This window comes from Klebsiella sp. DY2415, from assembly GCF_026314315.1.
Taxonomy (GTDB): domain Bacteria; phylum Pseudomonadota; class Gammaproteobacteria; order Enterobacterales; family Enterobacteriaceae; genus Klebsiella; species Klebsiella ornithinolytica.
In genome coordinates, this window is the sequence record NZ_CP111115.1 from 3,636,491 (window position 1) to 3,656,831 (window position 20,341).

A 20,341-nucleotide genomic window follows, 5' to 3' on the forward strand; every position below is an offset into this window, starting at 1 on the left:
CGCCATGGCTACGTCTGCGCAAAAGCTGCTGCTGCGGGTTGCCCCCTGGCTTCTGCCGGTGGGGACCGTCATCATCTGGCAGCTCGCCTCTTCCGTGGGCTGGTTATCCACCCGCATCCTTCCCTCTCCGGAGGGGGTGCTCAAGGCCTTCTGGACGCTTTCCGCCAGCGGCGAACTGTGGCAACACCTGGCCATCAGTTCGTGGCGTGCTCTGCTGGGCTTCGCCATCGGCGGTTCCATCGGGCTGGTGCTGGGCCTGATCAGCGGTCTGTCGCGTTGGGGGAGCGTCTGCTGGATACCTCGATTCAGATGCTGCGTAACGTCCCGCATCTGGCGTTGATTCCGCTGGTTATTTTATGGTTCGGCATTGATGAAAGCGCCAAGATCTTCCTCGTCGCGCTGGGGACCATGTTCCCGATCTACATTAATACCTGGCACGGCATCCGCAATATCGATCGCGGGCTGGTGGAAATGGCGCGTAGCTATGGCCTGTCCGGCTTCGCCCTGTTCCGCCATGTGATTCTGCCGGGGGCCCTGCCCTCAATAATGGTCGGCATCCGCTTCGCCCTCGGGCTGATGTGGTTAACGCTGATTGTCGCCGAAACCATCTCCGCTAACGCCGGCATCGGCTATCTGGCGATGAATGCGCGGGAGTTTTTACAAACGGATGTGGTGGTCGTCGCCATTATTCTTTACGCCATTCTTGGCAAACTGGCCGACTTCAGCGCGCAGCTGCTGGAACGCGTCTGGCTACGCTGGAACCCGGCTTATCATCTTCAGGAGGCCAACGCATGACCACTGCCCGTCTGAACCCAGGGATCCCGCTGTTGCTTAACGGCGTGACCAAACGCTACGGCGAAAATACCATTCTTAACGCACTGGATTTACATATTCCGACCGGGCAGTTTGTCGCGGTGGTCGGGCGCAGCGGCGGCGGCAAAAGTACCCTGCTGCGTCTGCTGGCCGGGCTCGAAAAACCCAATGGTGGCGAGCTGCTGGCCGGCTCAACGCCGCTGGCGCAGGTCCAGGAAGACAGTCGCATGATGTTCCAGGACTCGCGGCTGCTGCCGTGGAAAACGGTGATAGACAACGTCGGTCTTGGGCTGAAGGGGCAATGGCGTGATGCCGCCCTGCAGGCGCTGGCCAGCGTTGGCCTGGAAAACCGCGCCGGCGACTGGCCAGCAGCCCTCTCCGGCGGACAAAAACAGCGCGTTGCGCTGGCCCGCGCGCTGATTCATCGTCCTCGCCTGCTGCTTCTCGATGAACCGCTGGGCGCGCTGGATGCGTTAACCCGGCTGGAGATGCAGGATCTGATCGTCTCGCTGTGGGAAGAATACGGTTTTACCGTACTGCTGGTCACACACGATGTGAGTGAGGCGGTGGCCATGGCGGACCGGGTGCTGTTGATTGAAGAAGGGAAAATTGGCCTCGATGTCGCCGTCGATATTCCGCGGCCGCGGCGGACCGGATCGGCCAGGCTGGCTGAACTGGAAGCCGAGGTACTGAACCGAGTCATGAAACGTGGCAAGAGCGAATCGGCGCCGCGCTTATTGAGCCACGGTTAATCCCGCCCGAAGATCGCCCCGGCGACGCTGCAGCTGTCGGGGCGACGGTCTGAGGTTGTGAATAGCCCGGATAAGGCGCATCCGCGCCGTTATCCGGGAGTCCTGCCCCGTTACGCCAGCGCCTTACTGATTTTTTCGAACAGATCCCCGGAGAGATTCTCCAGACCTTTCAGCTGTTCCAGCGCCGCGCGCATCAGCGCCTGGCGTTTAGCATCGTAGCGTTTCAGCCGAATCAACGGCTCAATCAACCGGGACGCCACCTGCGGGTTGCGGCTGTTGAGCTCGGTCAGCATCTCCACCATGAACTGATAGCCACTGCCATCTTCGGCGTGGAATGCCGCCGGGTTACTGCCGGCAAACGCGCCAATCAGCGAGCGTACGCGGTTCGGGTTGCTCATACTAAACGAGCGGTGATTCAGCAGACCGCGTACCGTCTCCAGAACATTGTCCGCCGGGCTGGTGGACTGCAGGATAAACCATTTATCCATTACCAGGCCGTCCTGGTGCCATTTGTCATCATACTCCTGCATCAGCGCATCACGGCAAGGCAGCTGCGCGGCAACCGCGGCCGACAGGGCAGCCAGCGCATCGGTCATGTTGTCGGCCTGATGATACTGGGCGACGACCAGCTTATCCGCCAGCTCAACGTCGCCAAACGCCAGATAGCGCAGGCAGGTATTGCGCAGTGAACGCTTGCCGATATCGGCGTGTTCCACACGATAGCTCGCCAGCTTGTTGACGTTGTAAACCGCGAGGAACTCGTCCGCCAGCTCTTTTGCAAGCGTGCGGGTCAACGCTTCACGGACCGCCGCAATGGCGATCGGATCGATGATCGCAAACAGCTCAGCGATTTCATTGGCGGAAGGCAACGTCAGAATTTCAGCCGCCAGCGCCGGATCGATCTTCTCATCCAGCAAAATCGCGCGGAACGCATCGGCAACGTGAACCGGCAGCGACAGCGGCTGGCCCTGCTGATGGCGGTTGACGTTCAGCTTGATATAGGTTGCCAGCAGGCTCTGCGCAGCATCCCAGCGGGAGAAGTCGTTGCGCGCGTGGCGCATCAGGAAGGTGAGCTGCTGGTCGCTCCATTTATATTCCAGCTTCACCGGGGCGGAAAACTCGCACAGCAGCGCCGGTACCGGCTGGAAGTAGACGTTGTCGAAGACAAAAGTCTGCTCGGCCTGGGTCACATTGAGCACGTGATGCACCGGGTGGCCCCCTTTCTGCAGCGGGATCACCTTCCCTTCGTTATCATACAGTTCGATATCAAACGGAATATGCAGCGGCTGTTTCTCCGGCTGTTCCGCGGTCGGCGGCGTACGCTGGCTGATGGTTAAGGTGTACTGTTCGGTTTCCGGGTTGTAGTCATCATGGACGCTCACCACCGGCGTGCCGGACTGGCTGTACCAGCGACGGAAATGCGACAGGTCGACGTTAGAGGCATCCTCCATCGCCTGGACAAAATCGTCGCAGGTGGCGGCGCTGCCGTCGTGGCGTTCGAAGTACAGCTGCATCCCTTTCTGGAAATTCTCTTCGCCCAGCAGCGTATGGAGCATGCGGATCACTTCCGCCCCCTTCTCATACACCGTCAGGGTATAGAAGTTATTCATCTCGATGACGCTATCCGGGCGAATCGGATGGGCCATCGGGCTGGCATCCTCAGCGAACTGCAGACCGCGCATGGTACGCACGTTGTTAATCCGGTTCACCGCGCGCGAACCGAGATCGGAGCTGAACTCCTGATCGCGGAACACGGTCAGCCCTTCTTTCAGGCTCAGCTGGAACCAGTCGCGGCAGGTCACGCGGTTGCCGGTCCAGTTATGGAAGTATTCGTGGCCGATGACGCGTTCAATATCGAGATAATCTTTATCGGTGGCGGTATCGGTGCGGGCCAGTACGTATTTGGAGTTAAAGACGTTCAGCCCTTTGTTCTCCATCGCTCCCATATTAAAGAAGTCGACGGCGACAATCATATAGATGTCGAGATCGTACTCGAGACCAAAACGGGTTTCGTCCCATTTCATCGAGTTCTTCAGCGAGGTCATCGCCCACGGCGCGCGGTCGAGATTGCCGCGGTCAACGAACAGCTCCAGCGCAACTTCTCGCCCGGAACGGGTTTTAAAGGTATCGCGCAATACGTCGAAGTCGCCGGCCACCAGCGCAAAGAGATAGCACGGTTTCGGGAACGGGTCCTGCCACTGGATCCAGTGACGACCATTTTCCAGCTCGCCCTGCGCCACGCGGTTGCCGTTGGAGAGCAGGTACGGATATTTCGTTTTGTCGGCGATAATTTTGGTGGTGAAGCGGGCCAGCACATCCGGACGATCCAGATACCAGGTAATGTGACGGAAACCTTCCGCCTCGCACTGGGTGCACAGGGCTTCGCCAGACTGATAGAGACCTTCCAGGGCAGTATTCGCCGCCGGGCTGATTTCATTGACGATGGTCAGGGTGAAATGTTCCGGCAATCCGCCAATCACCAGCTGGTTATTTTCTTCTTTATAGTTGCTCCACGGCTGGCCATCCACCTGCAGGGAGACCAACGTCAGATCTTCACCATCCAGACGCAACGGCACATCGGACGCCGCCGCGTGACGGGAGACTTTGCTCTCAGCCGTAACCACGGTTTTCTCGGCATCCAGGTCAAAGGTCAAATCGATATCGCTAATGAGATAATCCGGCGCACGGTAGTCGTGGCGGTATTTGGCTTGGGGCTGTTGTGTCATAAAAAACCTTTAGCATGTTCCATAAAGTGTCAAACCCAGTCTATTCCTGTTGTGTAGATCGCGCTATGCAGAATCTTCATCTTTTCAACGCTAAACACGAAAATTGCTACATATTGATAACACAAGAGGCACGAAATGCGCTCGACCGGGTGCAAAGCTTGTGGTGTGATCCCTGTTCAATATATTAAACTAGGCCTCGCAAATGACCGCCAGCGTCGCCATCGACCGTCACTGCGGGACAGAGTCGGGTAATAAAGGTATACTCCGCCTCCTTTTTTCTGCTTCGGTTTTTGATGGAAACGCTCCAGTGAGAGGACGCTACTGCGCACCATGACACAATTCACTTCTCCTGTACTGCACTCGCTGCTCGATACGGACGCATACAAGCTGCACATGCAGCAGGCTGTCTTCCACCGCTACGGCGATGTACACGTTGCGGCGGAGTTCCGCTGCCGCGGGGACGATCTGCTCGGTATCTACGCCGACGCAATTCGCGAGCAGGTTGAAACCATGCGCGACCTGAAGCTGCAGGACGATGAATATCACTGGTTGTCTACCCTGCCGTTCTTTTCTCAGGATTATCTCGACTGGCTACGCGACTTCCGTTACGACCCGGGCCAGGTCACCGTCAACAATGAAAACGGCAAGTTAAATATTCGCCTGTCCGGCCCGTGGCGTGAAGTCATCATGTGGGAAGTTCCGCTGCTGGCGGTGATTAGCGAGCTGGTCCATCATTACCGCTCGCCGGAAATCAGCGTCGATTTAGCGCTGGAAACCCTCGAACACAAGCTGGCTGATTTTGCACAAATCACCGCCGGCCTCGATCTCAGCCACTTCCGTCTGATGGACTTCGGCACCCGTCGTCGCTTCTCGCGTGAAGTGCAGCAGGCCATCGTCGAACGCCTGCAGCAGGAGCCGTGGTTTATCGGTACCAGCAACTACGATCTGGCTCGCCGGCTTCATCTGACGCCAATGGGCACCCAGGCGCATGAATGGTTCCAGGCGCATCAGCAAATCAGCCCCAGTTTAGCCAACAGCCAGCGCGCGGCGCTGGCAGCCTGGCTGGAAGAGTATCCTGACAAACTCGGTATCGCTCTCACCGACTGCATTACCATGGATGCTTTCCTGCGCGATTTCGGCCCGGAATTTGCCAGCCGCTACCAGGGGCTGCGCCACGATTCCGGCGACCCTGTCGAGTGGGGCGAAAAAGCCATCGCCCATTACCAGAAGCTGGGGATCGACCCCATGAGTAAAGTGCTGGTCTTTTCCGATAACCTCGATCTGGCAAAAGCCGTCGATCTCTATCGCCACTTCTCTTCGCGGGTCAATCTGAGCTTCGGCATTGGCACGCGTTTAACCTGCGACATCCCACAGGTTAAACCGCTAAACATCGTGATAAAACTGGTGGAATGTAACGGTAAACCGGTCGCGAAACTCTCCGACAGCCCGGGGAAAACCATCTGTCACGACAAGGCTTTTGTCCGGGCACTGCGTAAAGCCTTTGACCTTCCGCCGGTGAAAAAGGCCAGTTAATCACCACATTAATCATCGCAAGGAGCCGTTCTGGCTCCTTGTTCTTTATTTATTTCCGAAAACTCCCCTTGATGGTGCGAAATCTGCTTGTCTGATGGAAGATGACAGGTAACATAGATATCCCCCATTATCGGGGGATACAGATTTTTTTATTGGACTACGAATAGAGAGACTATTATGAGCGTTGTGCCTGTAGCCGACGTACTCCAGGGCCGTGTTGCCGTTGACAGCGAAGTCACCGTGCGCGGATGGGTACGTACCCGCCGAGATTCAAAAGCTGGCTTTTCCTTCCTGGCCGTCTATGACGGTTCCTGCTTTGATCCTGTACAGGCCGTTATTAATAATTCTCTGCCCAATTACAATCAGGAAGTGCTGCGCCTGACCACCGGCTGCTCGGTCGTCATTACGGGTAAAATCGTGGCATCTCAAGGCCAGGGTCAAAGTTTTGAAATCCAGGCCAGCCACGTTGAAGTGACAGGTTGGGTAGAAGATCCGGATACCTATCCGATGGCCGCTAAGCGTCACAGCATCGAGTATCTGCGTGAAGTTGCGCACCTGCGTCCACGTACCAACCTGATTGGCGCGGTCGCTCGCGTACGTCATACCCTGGCACAAGCGCTGCATCGCTTCTTTGACGAGCAGGGCTTCTTCTGGGTTTCCACGCCGCTGATTACCGCTTCCGATACCGAGGGCGCGGGTGAAATGTTCCGTGTCTCCACGCTGGATCTGGAAAACCTGCCGCGTAACGATCAGGGCAAAGTAGATTTCGATAAAGACTTCTTCGGTAAAGAGTCGTTCCTGACCGTATCCGGCCAGTTGAACGGTGAGACCTATGCCTGCGCGCTGTCTAAAATCTACACCTTTGGCCCAACCTTCCGTGCCGAAAACTCCAACACCAGCCGCCACCTTGCGGAATTCTGGATGCTGGAACCGGAGGTCGCGTTTGCCAACCTGAACGACGTTGCAGGCCTGGCGGAAGCCATGCTGAAATACGTCTTTAAGGCGGTACTGGAAGAACGAGCGGACGATATGAAGTTCTTCGCCGAGCGCGTGGATAAAGAAGCCGTTTCCCGTCTGGAGCGCTTTATTGATGCCGACTTCGCTCAGGTCGATTACACCGACGCCGTCACCATTCTGGAAAACTGCGGTAAGCAGTTTGAAAACCCGGTTTACTGGGGCGTGGACCTCTCTTCCGAGCACGAGCGCTACCTGGCTGAAGAACACTTCAAAGCGCCGGTGGTCGTGAAAAACTATCCGAAAGACATTAAGGCGTTCTATATGCGCCTTAATGAAGACGGTAAAACCGTCGCCGCCATGGACGTTCTGGCGCCTGGCATCGGTGAAATCATCGGGGGTTCCCAGCGTGAAGAGCGCCTGGATGTGCTTGACGCGCGTATGGCGGAGATGGGTCTTAATAAAGAAGACTACTGGTGGTACCGCGACCTGCGTCGTTACGGCACCGTACCGCACTCCGGCTTCGGCCTGGGCTTTGAGCGCCTGATCGCCTATGTCACCGGCGTACAAAACGTGCGTGATGTGATCCCGTTCCCGCGGACTCCGCGCAACGCCACATTCTGATTAATTTTTCTTATCATTGCCGAAGGCCAGCGTAAGCTGGCCTTTTTTTATGTCAGGCTCTGTTAATGAATATCAAGAAATTTAAACATCAACCCTTCCAGTTCACATTTATGTTACTCACTATTACGACTTGTTCCTGCACGCCAAACCGCACCTTATGTTCATTCATCGACGAAATGCCTGATAATTTTGTTCATTTTTTAACCTCACGCAGCACAAGATGTAAAGACAAATGCTGAGCGAAAAAAAAGCGAAATGCAGACATAAAATGCACAAACGGGCCTTTATCTAAATTAATCATAATTAATTCATATAGATATATATGGTCTGTCTGTTTTGCGAGCAAAGTGGAACGGAATTTTGATTGAGTTCACAAAGTTCCAAAAAATACACATTTAGTTACACACTCTTTCGTCTTGTTACTCATATGCGACATTGGTAGCATTTTCCGGCTAGCGAAACGCTGGCGCGGATGGAAAGATGCCTTCAGACACCAAACTATCATCAATAGTTCTGTAAATTTTTATTGACGGAATTTATTGGCGGCAGTGGCAAGTGTTCATATAAAAATATTAATGAGGGTAATAAATAATGATGAAGCGCAATATTCTGGCAGTGGTAATCCCTGCCCTGCTGGTAGCCGGCGCAGCTAACGCTGCAGAAATCTATAACAAAAACGGCAACAAACTGGACTTCTACGGGAAAATGGTTGGTGAGCACGTCTGGACCACCAATGGTGACACCAACAGCAGCGACACCACCTATGCACGTATCGGCCTGAAAGGCGAAACCCAGATCAACGATCAGCTGACCGGTTACGGCCAGTGGGAATACAACATGGATGCGTCCAACGTTGAAGGTTCCCAGGGTACCAAAACTCGTCTGGCCTTCGCGGGTCTGAAAGCGGGTGAATACGGTTCATTCGACTACGGCCGTAACTACGGTGCTATCTACGACGTTGAATCCGCAACCGATATGCTGGTTGAGTGGGGCGGCGACGGTTGGAACTACACCGACAACTTCATGACCGGCCGTACCAACGGCGTAGCAACCTACCGTAACTCTGACTTCTTCGGTCTGGTTGACGGTCTGAGCTTCGCGCTGCAGTACCAGGGTAAAAACGACAGCAGCCGTGCTATCCAGAAACAAAACGGCGACGGCGTCAGCACCTCTGCAACCTATGCATTTGACAACGGTATCGCGCTGTCTGCTGGTTACGCCTCTTCTAACCGTAGCGTCGCGCAGAAAGCTGACGGTAACGGCGACAAAGCTGAAGCGTGGGCAACCTCCGCTAAGTACGACGCAAACAACATCTACGCAGCAGTCATGTACTCTCAGACCTACAACATGACCCCGGAAAACCAGGCGAACTACTTCGCTGGCAAAACTCAGAACTTCGAAGCCGTTGCTCAGTATCAGTTCGACTTCGGTCTGCGTCCGTCCATCGGCTACGTTCAGACTAAAGGTAAAAACCTGCAGGGTCGTACCGGTTTCTCCGGCGGCGATGCTGACTTGGTTAAATACATCGAAGTGGGTACCTGGTACTACTTCAACAAGAACATGAACGTCTACGCAGCATACAAATTCAACCTGCTGGACGACAACAGCTATACCGAAACGGCTAAAGTGTCCACCGATGACCAGGCTGCAGTAGGTATCGTTTACCAGTTCTAATCAGTACACCCCTTCGTGATATGCCTAAAAAGCAGGACTTCGGTCCTGCTTTTCTACATTACTAAGATAAAGATCGTAACTTTCGAAAACCTTCTCGCTTTTTGTCGCAAACGGTTGGCAATTTGTAAATCTCCCGTTACCCTGATAGCGAAATTCCCTCAGTAATCACAATGGAACCTCGTCATGTTTGAGAACATTACTGCCGCCCCTGCCGACCCCATTTTAGGCCTGGCCGATCTGTTTCGTGCCGATGACCGCCCGACTAAAATTAACCTCGGGATTGGTGTTTACAAAGATGAAACGGGTAAAACCCCGGTCCTGACCAGCGTTAAAAAAGCAGAACAGTATCTGCTGGAAAATGAAACCACAAAAAACTATCTGGGTATCGACGGTATTGCGGAATTTGGTCGCTGCACCCAGGAACTGCTGTTCGGTAAAGGAAGCGCAATCATCAGCGATAAGCGCGCACGTACCGCCCAAACCCCTGGCGGCACCGGCGCTCTGCGCGTTGCCGCTGACTTCCTGGCGAAGAACACCGCTGTAAAACGCGTCTGGGTAAGCAACCCGAGCTGGCCGAACCACAAAAGCGTATTTAATTCCGCAGGCCTGGAAGTGCGCGAATACGCCTATTACGATGCGGCCAACCATACCCTCGACTTCGACGGTATGCTGGCAAGCCTCAATGAAGCACAGGCGGGCGACGTGGTTCTGTTCCATGGCTGCTGCCATAACCCAACCGGTATCGATCCTACGCTGGAGCAGTGGCAGCAGCTGGCACAGCTGTCCGTTGAGAAAGGCTGGCTGCCGCTGTTCGACTTCGCCTACCAGGGCTTTGCCCGCGGTCTGGAAGAAGATGCCGAAGGTCTGCGCGCGTTCGTTGCGCTGCATAAAGAGCTGCTGGTTGCGAGCTCCTACTCGAAGAACTTTGGTCTGTACAACGAACGCGTGGGTGCCTGCACGCTGGTTGCGGCGGATGCCGAAACCGTTGACCGCGCTTTCACGCAGATGAAGTCGGCGATTCGTGCGAACTACTCCAACCCGCCTGCGCACGGCGCGTCGGTGGTAGCGACGATCCTCAGCAACGATGCACTGCGTGCTATCTGGGAACAAGAGCTGACCGATATGCGCCAGCGTATTCAGCGTATGCGTCTGCTGTTCGTCAATACCCTGCAGGAAAAAGGGGCCAACCGCGACTTCTCTTTCATCATCAAGCAAAACGGGATGTTCTCGTTCAGCGGCCTGACCAAAGAGCAGGTGCTGCGTCTGCGTGAAGAGTTCGGGGTCTACGCCGTAGCTTCCGGGCGTATCAACGTCGCCGGTATGACGCCAGACAACATGGCGCCGCTGTGTGAAGCGATTGTCGCCGTGCTGTAATAGCATCGCTGGCAAAAAATAAAGGCCGCTTGCGCGGCCTTTTTTATATTTTCCGTCGGGAAGTATTACCAGACGGGCATTTCATCCTGCAGGAAAGGGTTGTGCTGGCGCTCATAGCCCAGCGTCGACATCGGCCCGTGACCGGGAATAAACGTCACATCATCACCCAAAGGCAGTAATTTACGTTTAATCGCATCAATCAGCTGACCGTGGTCGCCGCGCGGGAAGTCGCTGCGCCCAACGCCACCTTTGAAAATGACATCGCCGGAAATCAGCAGCCGGGAAGCCTCATCAAAAAAGACCACGTGCCCTGGCGTATGCCCGGGACAGTGCAGCACCTGCAGAGAAATATTCCCCACGCTGACGACGTCGCCTTCATTGAGCCAGCGGTCCGGCTGCAGGGGCTGGCAATCCTCCAGACCAAACATCCGGCTCTGCGCCGGCAGACCTTCCAGCCAGAACTCATCTTCTTTTTCCGGTCCGATAATCGGCACGCCATAGTGCTGTGCCAGTTCGGCCGCCGCACCAACGTGATCGAGATGGCCGTGGGTGAGCAAAATCTGCATCAGGCTGACGCCTGCTGCCGAGACTTCCTGTTTGATTCGCTCAGCGTCACCGCCGGGATCGACCAGCGCAGCGAGCCGGGTTTGCTCACACCAGATTAAAGAACAGTTCTGAGCGAACGCGGTAACCGGAATAATACGATAGTTCATGATGCTCCTTTCGTTACCAGTGCCTGACCGGACCGGTATCAATATGCACAAAGTTGCTACGTGGATAGTATCCTACACCACCTGCGCCCATAGATAACGCCGCTTTGCGAACATTGCTTAACGAAATGCCTTCTATGTGGAAATCCATTGCCTGTCCCTTGGTGTGATAGCTATGTTTCGCCACACCACGGCTTCGTGCACGGAGCTCATCATTGGTATCAAGGGAACGATAGCCGGAGATAAGCTGAACAGGTTTATTGGTACCAAGTAATCCCTGCAGACGATAGAGTTGATCAAACAAACTCGGATCGATTGGCTTAATTTTATTCGCGCGAAAATCACGGAAAAAATGGTTAAGCCTTGCTAATTCATCCTGAATATAGCCTCTGCCATCGAAAAACTCCGCCTTGAGTGATTCACCAGTATGCAGGTTATTCAACGTCAGAATACGCGGTCGGGGGGTCGAGAGGGTGGCAAATGCCGGCGCAGGCAGAATGGCGGCAGCACCGAGCGCAGCCCCACCTAACGCCAGCAATTTGCGGCGATTAGCGTCAAATTTGTCCATGATAATCAGGTCTACAAGTAAATGAATCGAATATATGCACTTCTGGCGCACGAAAGGCACCTTACCGGGCATTATTGCCAACGTCAAGGTAGCCTAACCCCAGTAAATACGGGCCCTGTAGAGGAACAGGGCCTGTTTTCACTGAGAGTTAGGACAACGAAATTCGTTGAACTACTTCATTTACCTGATTAATTGTTCTGCTTTCGCCAGAATTTGTGCGCCAGATCGCGCGGTGAGATCGTAATTGTAAATATCTGTGCGATATTGCATGCGGCCATCCGCATCGACGAAGGCGGTCAGATAATAGAGATTGACCGGGATGTTCTGGCGGATATTAACATAGCGGGTATCGCCCTGCTTGAGCGCATCAGAAATCCGCGTGTCATTCCAGCCGGCATCCTGCAGCAGCATATTCGCCAGCTCCGAAGCTTTGTTGACCCGCACGCAGCCGGAACTTAAGGCCCGCACGTCTTTCTGGAACAGATTGTGGTTCGGCGTATCGTGCAGATAGATAGCATCGGAGCTGGGCATATTAAACTTGTAGCGCCCCAATGAGTTACGCGCGCCAGGCGCCTGCTGAAAACGGAACGGCAGATTGTTTTCAGTGATCGTCGACCAGTCAACGCGATACGGGTCGATAGCCTCTTTGCTGTTCCAGCCGCGCATCACGGTGTAACCATGCTGCTCAAGATAGCCCGGATCGTTACGCACCTTCGGCAGGATATCTTTGCGCGCCAGCGTCGGCGGTACGTTCCACGGCGGGTTAACCACCACGTTGTTTAGCGCGCTGCTCATCATCGGCGTTTTACGGTCCGGCCGCCCCACAATCACTCGCGATGCCAGCACCTGACTGCCATCCTGGTAATAGACCAGAGAAAAGGCCGGAATATTGACCATAATGCCGGTAGAGAGTTTGCCCGGCAGCAGACGCAGGCGCTGAATGTTCAACGCCAGCACGCCCGCACGCTGGGCCGCTGAGACGTTGAGCCAGTCGCGGGTGGATTGACCAATCACGCCATCGGCGCCCAGCCCCTGCCAGGCCTGGAAGCGCTTAACGCCCTCAACAAGCTGGCGATCGTAGACGCCGCGCGCCGCGGGTTTACTCTTCTTCCCGGCAGACGGACTCACGACATCCCCCGGCAGCGCAATTTTCGCGGAATCATCGAGCATACCGTTGCGCTGTAAAATTTCGCGCAGCGCGCCAATATCGTTACTCCACTCCCCCGGACGCAGCGACGCGTTGCTGGTCAGCTGCGGCCACGGACGGGAGTCGGCCACCAGCGCCAGCAGCGCCCGGTGCATCGCCTCATACTGCGGATGCTTCGGCGCCAGTCCGGCAATAAACGGCACCAGAGAGCCATTATCCAGCGCCAGCTGCCACTGATTAATCACCGACAGCGGCGGGGTCGCCATGGCGTACGGCTTCGTTCCGTACAGCCAGCGGTTCCCCTGCACCGGAATACCGCTGATAAAATGCAGGTATCCCATCATGGCGTCGGAGAGCACGATGTCGCGAGCCATGCCGTTCACCGCCGGATCGGTCAGCAGGCTGACCCAGGTGGTAAATTGCGGCTGAAAACCGGCGATGGCGACCTCAGCCAGCTGCTGCTGGAAAGCCTGAACCGCGTCGCGGTTCTCCCACATCGGCTTCATCTCTCTGGCCGCATAGAGCGACACCAGCGGGTTCATAAACACGGGCTGATAGCCGGCCGGCAGCAGCGCCGTTATCGCGGCGCGGCTTTTTTCTGCGGCACCGGCAGCCAGCGGCTGTTCGCCGGCCATTTTCGCCACCGCCGCGGATTGACCATCGCTCTGGATAAGCGCAGACGACAGTTCTCCCAGTGTCGCAGAACTGTCCGTGGGTACAATTTCAGGCTCTTCGGCCTGGGCATTAAACAGTGGAGCAAATGCAAATGCCAGGCTCAAACTCAGCGCTGACAATTGACGACCATACCGTTTTTTTAGCAACATCCCTTGCCCCCTGTTGTCACATTGCCGCCCGTAAAACCGGGTTTTACTCTCAGTATATAGAGGCGCAAAAGCTTTTGCCTCCCCAAATGTAAAGAAGTTTAAAGATTATAAAGCGTTAACTTAGCGAATCCGATAACAAAAAGGGCGACATCAAGTCGCCCTTTTATCTATCGATCGATGACCGCTAAGAGGCATCCGCCGTTCCAGGCAGCGTTTCCGGCAGCTGGGCGGCAAAACCGCGCAGCCCGACAACGTGGACGTGTTCGTGGTTATTAAACACTTTACGCACTAGCTTGTAGGTGGTGCCTTTTTCCGGGCTGATGTTTTCCGGCGCCGCGATAATCAGCTGCATCTCCAGACGCTCGCACAGCTCGAACAGCGTGGCGATAGAGCGGGCATCGAGACGCGCCGCTTCATCGAGGAACAGCAGACGGCACGGTGACAGGTCTTTGCCGCGCAGGCGACGAGACTCATCTTCCCAGCTCTGCACCACCATCACCAGAATCGACATCCCGGTACCGATAGCTTCCCCGGTGGACAGCGCGCCGGATTCTGCACGCAGCCAGCCGTCGGAGCCGCGGTTAACTTCCACTTCCATCTCCAGATAGTTGCGGTAGTCGAGCAGCTCTTCGCCGATGGTCTGCGGCGTACGTTGTCCCATATCGATCTGCGGGTTCAGGCGCTGATACAGCTTCGCCAGCGCTTCCGAGAAGCTCAGGCGGTTGCTGTTAAACAGATCCTGATGCTGCTCGTGCTGTTCGGACAGCACATCAAGCAGCGTCGAGTGGGTTTCCCGCACGTTGACATTCAAGCGCACGCTGTTGACCTGGCCGAAGGAGACGCTTTGCAGCCCCTGGTTGAGCATACGGATGCGGTTCTGCTCGCGCTGAATCGTTTTGCGAATAATATTGGCCACGCTGCGGGAGCTGATGGCCAGTTTCTGCTCACGGTTGGTCAACTCTTCCGTCAGACGGCTCAGCTCGATTTCCATCTGTTCAATCGCTTCTACCGGGTCGTCGGTGCGGATAATATCCTGACGGATACGCTCGCGCAGATGCTGGTAGACCGCGACAAAGAACTGAATTTTACGTTCAGGACGTTTCGGATCCTCGGAGACACGCAGCACATCGCGCAGATGTTCGTTATCCGCTACGGCCAGACGCAGCGCACCCAGCGCTTTATCCGACATCGAGCGTAGTTCGTCAGCGGAGAGGTAGGCCAGCTCGCGGCGATGCAGACGACGTTCGACCCCGTTATCTTTCACCAGCCGCATAACCGCACACCAGCCCGCCTTGGCGCTCACCACCTGCTCACGCATTTCACAGTAGTCGCGCTCAAGTTTACGCAGCCTGCGGGTCAGGTTGTCCATTTCGGCTTCACAGAAGGTCAGCGCTTTTTCCAGCTGATTCCGGCGTGAGCGGTTGTTGCTTAACTGCGTATGCAGCTGATCGCGGCGCGCACGCGCACGCTCTTCCGCGCCGCTATCGGCACGTACGCCGATATCCTGCAGCTCTTTGTACAGATCGCTGAGCAGCTCTTTTTTGGTATCAAAGGAGCTTTTCAGCGACGCCAGCACCTGATTGTACTGGTTCAGCTGCGCAGAATGGGTACGCATCGCGTCGCGGGCGCGGCTACGTTCAGCCTCCGCCTGCTCCAGGCGCTGGCGCAGTTTTTCATTGAGGTCGCTGTTGCCGTTCAGCATTTCCGCCGAATCGGAATAGCTGAAGTGGGCACGACGCTGAACCACTTCACTCAGCGCAAACGCCTGTTGACGCGCGTCGCGCTGCATCTGCTGCGCATAGGCATAGTCTTCTTTCAGCTGTTCAAACTGTTCCGGGTCGCTCTGCAGGACTGAAACGATCGGCTCCAGTTTTGCCAGCTGATTGCCGTACTGTTGAATAAAGCGCGCCGCTTCCTGGGCCTCATCCAGCCGTTCCTGGATTTCGTCAACGCGGTCGGCCAGCGTATCGTCCGCCAGCAGGTTAAGGCGCGGCAGCAGGCGGTTGAGGGCGGAAACCCCCTCTTTCGCCTGCTCAAACTGCACCCGGTTCTGCTGGTTGTCGCTTTCATGCGCGTTGAGCGCGCGCTCCAGCTCGCCGCGGCGGCTGTTGAGCTTACGGATCTCTTCTTCCGGATCGTCTTCAAACGCGACGGCCAGATGGCTACCGATAAAGCGACTGAAGGCCTGGTGCTGACGCTGCGTTTTCTGCACGTCGAATGAGAGGGTCGCAAAACGCTCTGACAGATCCTCACGCTCGGCATGCAGACTCTCAATGCGGCTTTCACGCGCGGCGCGGCCAAACAGCGGCAGCGTCGGGAAGCGCGAGTAGCGCCACTGGCGATCGGCCACCTTAACGACAACCGCTTTTTCCAGCTCATCGACGCTGAATACGCTGTCATCGAAGGATTGCGGATCGCCCTCGATCAGATAGAGATCTTCCGGACAATCTTCCAGCCCTTCCAGCTGTTCGGCGATCTGCGCCAGATTGGGTACCACGATCGCGTGACGCGACGGGCCATACAGCGCGGAGAAGTACGGGGCGTCTTCAAGGCTGACATCGTCATAAATTTCCGACAGCAGTACGCCACCAAAACGTTCCGCCAGAGCGTTAAGGCGAGGATCTTCAGACCCTCCCGGTTGGCTGAGGCGTTCGATCTCTTCGTCGATAGCGCGTTTACGGGCGCCCACTTCGTCGCGTTCGACGATGGCTTCGCGCTCGCGCTCCAGCAGCTGCTGGAGATATTCAGTGACATCCTGGCTTGATTCAAACTGCTCACCGCTCTGTTCGCAGAGCTGGTTGAGACTGTTTTGCGCGGCCAGCCAGATCGGCGCCCGACGCAGCAGAGACTGAGTGCGCGACTGCAGCTGCTCCAGCTCCTGACGCAGGTTCATGCGCTGTTCGCTGGCAGAAGAGACGCTATCGGATAAGGAGGCGATGCGCGCTTCCAGCTCCTGATGCAGCGCTTCCAGATCGTCAATATCGTAGCGTTTTCCTTGACGCTTGCAGAATTCGCTCAGCTGGCGTTCAGCGTCCTGCTGCTCGCGCAGACGTTGTTCCAGCTCGGTCAGACGGCTGCGCAGCCCTTGTGCCTGCTCGGCGAGGTGACGTTGGTTGACGCCATCGCGCAGCAGCTCGCGCGCTACGTCCCAGGCCTCATTACGCGCCAGCGGGCCATTGATGGCCACTACCAGCTGGTAAGCTTGCTCAAACTGGCCGTGGGCGGTCTGCGCCACGCTCATTTTTTGTTCCAGCGACAGCATTTTTTCCGTCGCTTCTTGCTCTTTGGCCTGGAATGTTTCCAACCATTGGTCGGCGCTTTCCGGCGTTAAATCCGGTAAATGACACAGCGCCTTCGCACGTTCCAGCGCCTGCAGCGCCTGGTTGTACTGAATCGCGCGGGTCTGCTGCACGTCCAGCGCCTGCTGGTAGTCGGCGAGCTGGCTTTTCAGCTCATCCACTTCCAGTTCAGCGGCCTCTGCGCGAGCTTCGTTCTCTTCCTGCAAATCGGTCGCTTCGGCGACGACTTCATTCTGCTCTTCAAGACGAATCTGCAGTTCATCGAGATCCGCTTCATAACGCTCGATTTTTTCCTGCTGGCGCAGCGCGGTTTGTACCAGATTCAGGTGGTCGCTGGCAGCCTGATAATCGGCTTCCAGATCGCCTTCTGCGCCGTTATGTTCCTGCAGTTCACGAGCCATATCGACGTGCTTATACTGCTCTGCCGCCAGCTGCGCCCGCGAGGTAAAGAGATCGCGACGATACTCCAGCGCTTTATCCAGATGCACGCGACGTTCATTGGCGTGACGCATATAGTCCGCCGCTACATAGTTCGTCGCTTCGCTGATCAGATGTTTAAACAGGTCGCGATCGGACTGGGTGACGCGAATGGCTTCGAGCGTCATGCGGTTTTCACGCAGCGCGGCTTCCATATCCTGGAATGCTTTACGTACGCCGCTGTTTTCCGGCAGCAGGTAGTCGCGCAGCGAGCGGGTAATAGTGTTGGAGATCCCGCCATACAGCGAGGCTTCAATCAGGCGATAGTATTTGCTGCGGTCGGAGGCCGAACGCAGACGACGCGCGACAACGCCCAGATCGAACATCAGCGAGTGATAATCGGTTATCGAGTTGAACTGCTTGAACTGCACCCCTTCCATCTCTTCAAGCTTATCTTTCAGCTCGTTGAGGCTCAGCACGCGCGCCTGGCGCTCGTTAAGGGTTTCCGTCAACAGCTGGGTCGGCTGAATGGACATCGGCAGCCCCTGGATAGCAAACGGCTTGATATCCACTTTACGATCGCGACCGGCGATCTGCTGCAGGCGCACGCCCACGACCACGCGCTGGTGGTGCGAGTTGACCACGTCCAGTACCGAATAACACACTCCGGCCCGCAGCTTCCCGTGCAGACCTTTATCGCGCGAACCGCTGGTGGCCCCCGCTTCGGTGGTGTTGCGGAAGTGCAGCAGGGTCAGGTCCGGAATCAGTGCCGTGACGAAAGCCGCCATGGTGGTCGATTTCCCGGCGCCGTTGCCGCCGGAGAGGGTGGTGACCAGCTCATCCAGATCAAAGGTGCGGGCAAAAAAACCGTTCCAGTTAACCAGCGTCAGCGAGCGAAATTTACCGCGTTCAATCATTACTCTTCCTCCCCGCTATCCGGCTGATTCTCTTCATTCTCGTCATGGAGCCGCAGATGGTTTTCCAGCGCCATCGCTTCGCCGTCGCGAATCATGCGCAGCTGCGCCTCACGCGGATCGTCGCCGACGCGAACGTCAGCCCCAAAGCGGAAGACCGACTCGGTGATGCGAAATTTGCTGCTGTCATGGCCCATAAACCAGACCATGCCCAGGCGGCGCAGACGGTTGAGCGACGCGCGCATTTTTTCCTGTAGCTTCTGGCGGTCGAGATCGGATCCGGTAGAGCGGTTGTTCACCAGCTTCAGCAGTTTAGCCTCGTCCGCCAGGGTCAGAAGCTCGTCGTAGAGCTCCTGCTGGGTAAAGATCCCTTCGTTGGCCAGCCGTTCCGGGCTGAGATAGAGGTAGCAAAGAATTTTGCCGACCATCATATCCAGCTCGGAGAGCACCGAGCGCGGAATCAGCGTCGTGGAGCGCGGGCGCAGATAGAAAAACCCTTCCGGCGCGCGAATCAGCTCAACGTTATAACGAGCGTAAAACTCTTCCAGGTAATCCTGGAAATCCATCAAAAATGCGTGATTATCCAGTTCGTCCAGGCCGATATGACGGCCTGCTCGCAGGGCGCTATCCAGCGCCGGAAATAACGGATTGCCCAACGCCAGCGCCAGTTTAACTGGCATCACTTGTTCAATATTTGTCGATGACATGCGCCTGTACCTTGGCTCCGTAATCATTAATCGGCTGCCATTTTGCCGGCAGTCCGGTGAAATCTGCTTGTGCGACGCCCAGGCGTACCGCCTGATCGACGACGATTCGCGCCACATCAAAATGGCGAGCTCGCGGATACTGCGCCAGATATTCGCGCACCACCAGACCGAGGTCCAGCGGGACGCCTTTGTCTTTGTAAACCACCAGCTGCGCTTCAATCAGCGCGGCGAGCTGCTCGCGAATTTCGTTAAACTCTTCGTATTCCAGATCCGCCGGGAGCTCCCCGGTAACCTCTTCGTCACGCAGCGCCATCTCTTCATCGCGCATATCCAGCAGACGATCGGCGCTGGCGTGAGTCAACGCCCACGGGGCGTCAAAGTAGGTCTGGATCGACTGACGCAGACGCTGGGCGAAGACGCGGTTTTTATCCATATCGATAGCGGTACGGATAAATTTGTGCACGTGGCGATCGTAGCCGATCCACAGGTCAATCGCCTGCTGGCCCCAGCTGACGATACGGTCCAGTTTACTTTGCAGATCGAAGACTAAGCGGTCGACAAAATGCAGGTCGTCGCGTGAAATTGTCGCATCCTGAATTCTCAGCAGGTTAGCCTGCAGCTTATCGCCTGCGGCATCCAGCGTATCCTGCAGCTCGCGCAGGGTGCCGGACGTTTCTGACAGCAGCAGCTCACAGCTGGAGATCGCCGCGCGCCAGTCTTTGTTTAACAGCTGAGCGATATCATCTTTGACCAGCTGCTGCTGTTCATCCATGATGCGCTGCGTCAGATCGATACTGTCGAAAATCTCAGCAACCGAATATTTCAGCGGCGCAAAGACGTTGCGATGCCAGTGAAACTCATCGCCGCCCTCTTCTGCCGAGTCGGCTGCGCGCTTGAGCTCACCGGCGACGATCGACAGCTGCATCGACAGACGCAGAGTGGAAAATTCGCGTTGGCGAATATAGTAGTCGGTAATCCCGATGCCCAACGGCGTCAGGCGATAAATTGCATTGCCTTCCGTGATTTCGCTGGTAAAGCGGTTCAGCAGACGTTGGCGCACCATATCGTTGATCGCATTATTGGCGCGCTGGCTGATGGTTTCGCTGGTCTGCTCAAACGCATCACTGACGTGGCGGAACGCATCCACCAGTTCTCCCTCGGTCATTTCCCCTTCGAGCCGCTCGCCGTTCAGCGTAGCAACCGCCAGCAGAAACGAGAGTCTGTCTACCGGCAGCGAAATAGAAAAATCATTTTTTCTGGCCCAGGCAACCAGTTCGGGGACTGTCTGGGAAAATTCACTCATAG

The 20,341-nt window shown here is 56.1% G+C and carries 12 protein-coding genes and 1 pseudogene; 6 read left to right on the forward strand and 7 right to left on the reverse strand.

The genetic code is table 11. From position 1 onward, the window contains the following. Positions 1-4 precede the first annotated feature (4 nt). A pseudogene (gene ssuC / locus OQV00_RS17350) lies at positions 5-795 on the forward strand (aliphatic sulfonate ABC transporter permease SsuC). After that, on the forward strand, positions 792-1,565 hold the full coding sequence (gene ssuB, locus OQV00_RS17355; protein ID WP_004860120.1) for an aliphatic sulfonates ABC transporter ATP-binding protein: 774 nt from the start codon (positions 792-794) through the stop codon (positions 1,563-1,565). Before ssuC ends, ssuB begins: the two are co-directional and overlap by 4 nt. A 110-nt stretch (positions 1,566-1,675) precedes the next feature. On the opposite strand, the gene pepN is transcribed toward ssuB, so the two are convergent. Continuing rightward, positions 1,676-4,291: an aminopeptidase N gene (gene pepN, locus OQV00_RS17360; RefSeq protein WP_004860118.1), complete on the reverse strand. Its 2,616-nt coding sequence runs from the start codon at positions 4,289-4,291 to the stop codon at positions 1,676-1,678. A 330-nt stretch (positions 4,292-4,621) separates the two neighbouring features. On the opposite strand from pepN, the gene pncB reads away from it, so the two are divergent. The 4 genes from pncB to aspC all read left to right on the forward strand — a co-directional run bounded on the left by pncB (position 4,622) and on the right by aspC (position 10,450). Beyond that, positions 4,622-5,824 (forward strand): nicotinate phosphoribosyltransferase, encoded by a 1,203-nt coding sequence (pncB, locus tag OQV00_RS17365; RefSeq protein WP_004860115.1) that lies wholly within the window; start codon positions 4,622-4,624, stop codon positions 5,822-5,824. 177 nt (positions 5,825-6,001) lie between these two features. Continuing rightward, positions 6,002-7,402, forward strand: coding sequence for an asparagine--tRNA ligase (gene asnS, locus OQV00_RS17370; protein WP_004860113.1), 1,401 nt, complete (start codon positions 6,002-6,004; stop codon positions 7,400-7,402). 591 nt (positions 7,403-7,993) lie between these two features. Beyond that, positions 7,994-9,076, forward strand: coding sequence for a porin (locus OQV00_RS17375; RefSeq protein WP_004860110.1), 1,083 nt, complete (start codon positions 7,994-7,996; stop codon positions 9,074-9,076). Positions 9,077-9,259: 183 nt separating this feature from the next. Then, a complete protein-coding gene (gene aspC, locus OQV00_RS17380) occupies positions 9,260-10,450 on the forward strand; it encodes an aspartate transaminase (protein ID WP_015584786.1) in 1,191 nt (396 codons plus the stop codon). 65 nt (positions 10,451-10,515) lie between these two features. Here the strand turns inward: aspC and OQV00_RS17385 are convergent, their stop codons facing one another. The 6 genes from OQV00_RS17385 to mukF all read right to left on the reverse strand — a co-directional run bounded on the left by OQV00_RS17385 (position 10,516) and on the right by mukF (position 20,339). Then, a complete protein-coding gene (locus tag OQV00_RS17385; protein WP_015584787.1) occupies positions 10,516-11,163 on the reverse strand; it encodes an MBL fold metallo-hydrolase in 648 nt (215 codons plus the stop codon). 13 nt (positions 11,164-11,176) lie between these two features. Beyond that, complete coding sequence (locus OQV00_RS17390) at positions 11,177-11,728, reverse strand: peptidoglycan L,D-endopeptidase MepK (protein WP_015584788.1); 552 nt, start codon at positions 11,726-11,728, stop codon at positions 11,177-11,179. A 180-nt stretch (positions 11,729-11,908) separates the two neighbouring features. Beyond that, positions 11,909-13,699 (reverse strand): L,D-transpeptidase, encoded by a 1,791-nt coding sequence (ldtD, locus tag OQV00_RS17395; protein WP_044349110.1) that lies wholly within the window; start codon positions 13,697-13,699, stop codon positions 11,909-11,911. Between the two features lie 184 nt (positions 13,700-13,883). Next, positions 13,884-18,332: a chromosome partition protein MukB gene (gene mukB, locus OQV00_RS17400; RefSeq protein WP_004860100.1), complete on the reverse strand. Its 4,449-nt coding sequence runs from the start codon at positions 18,330-18,332 to the stop codon at positions 13,884-13,886. Then, entirely contained in the window at positions 18,332-19,036 is a 705-nt protein-coding gene (gene mukE, locus OQV00_RS17405) for a chromosome partition protein MukE (protein ID WP_004860098.1), read from the reverse strand. Before mukE ends, mukB begins: the two co-directional genes overlap by 1 nt. After that, positions 19,017-20,339, reverse strand: coding sequence for a chromosome partition protein MukF (gene mukF / locus OQV00_RS17410; protein WP_004860096.1), 1,323 nt, complete (start codon positions 20,337-20,339; stop codon positions 19,017-19,019). The genes mukE and mukF overlap by 20 nt, the downstream gene beginning before the upstream one ends. Positions 20,340-20,341 lie beyond the last annotated feature (2 nt).

Coding starts and splice junctions, on each gene's coding strand:
- ssuB (WP_004860120.1), top strand. CDS start 792: ATGACCACTGCCCGTCTGAACCCAGGGATCCCGCTGTTGCTTAACGGC.
- pepN (WP_004860118.1), bottom strand. CDS start 4,291: ATGACACAACAGCCCCAAGCCAAATACCGCCACGACTACCGTGCGCCG.
- pncB (WP_004860115.1), top strand. CDS start 4,622: ATGACACAATTCACTTCTCCTGTACTGCACTCGCTGCTCGATACGGAC.
- OQV00_RS17375 (WP_004860110.1), top strand. CDS start 7,994: ATGATGAAGCGCAATATTCTGGCAGTGGTAATCCCTGCCCTGCTGGTA.
- mukF (WP_004860096.1), bottom strand. CDS start 20,339: ATGAGTGAATTTTCCCAGACAGTCCCCGAACTGGTTGCCTGGGCCAGA.
- aspC (WP_015584786.1), top strand. CDS start 9,260: ATGTTTGAGAACATTACTGCCGCCCCTGCCGACCCCATTTTAGGCCTG.
- OQV00_RS17390 (WP_015584788.1), bottom strand. CDS start 11,728: ATGGACAAATTTGACGCTAATCGCCGCAAATTGCTGGCGTTAGGTGGG.
- ldtD (WP_044349110.1), bottom strand. CDS start 13,699: ATGTTGCTAAAAAAACGGTATGGTCGTCAATTGTCAGCGCTGAGTTTG.
- asnS (WP_004860113.1), top strand. CDS start 6,002: ATGAGCGTTGTGCCTGTAGCCGACGTACTCCAGGGCCGTGTTGCCGTT.
- mukE (WP_004860098.1), bottom strand. CDS start 19,036: ATGTCATCGACAAATATTGAACAAGTGATGCCAGTTAAACTGGCGCTG.
- OQV00_RS17385 (WP_015584787.1), bottom strand. CDS start 11,163: ATGAACTATCGTATTATTCCGGTTACCGCGTTCGCTCAGAACTGTTCT.
- mukB (WP_004860100.1), bottom strand. CDS start 18,332: ATGATTGAACGCGGTAAATTTCGCTCGCTGACGCTGGTTAACTGGAAC.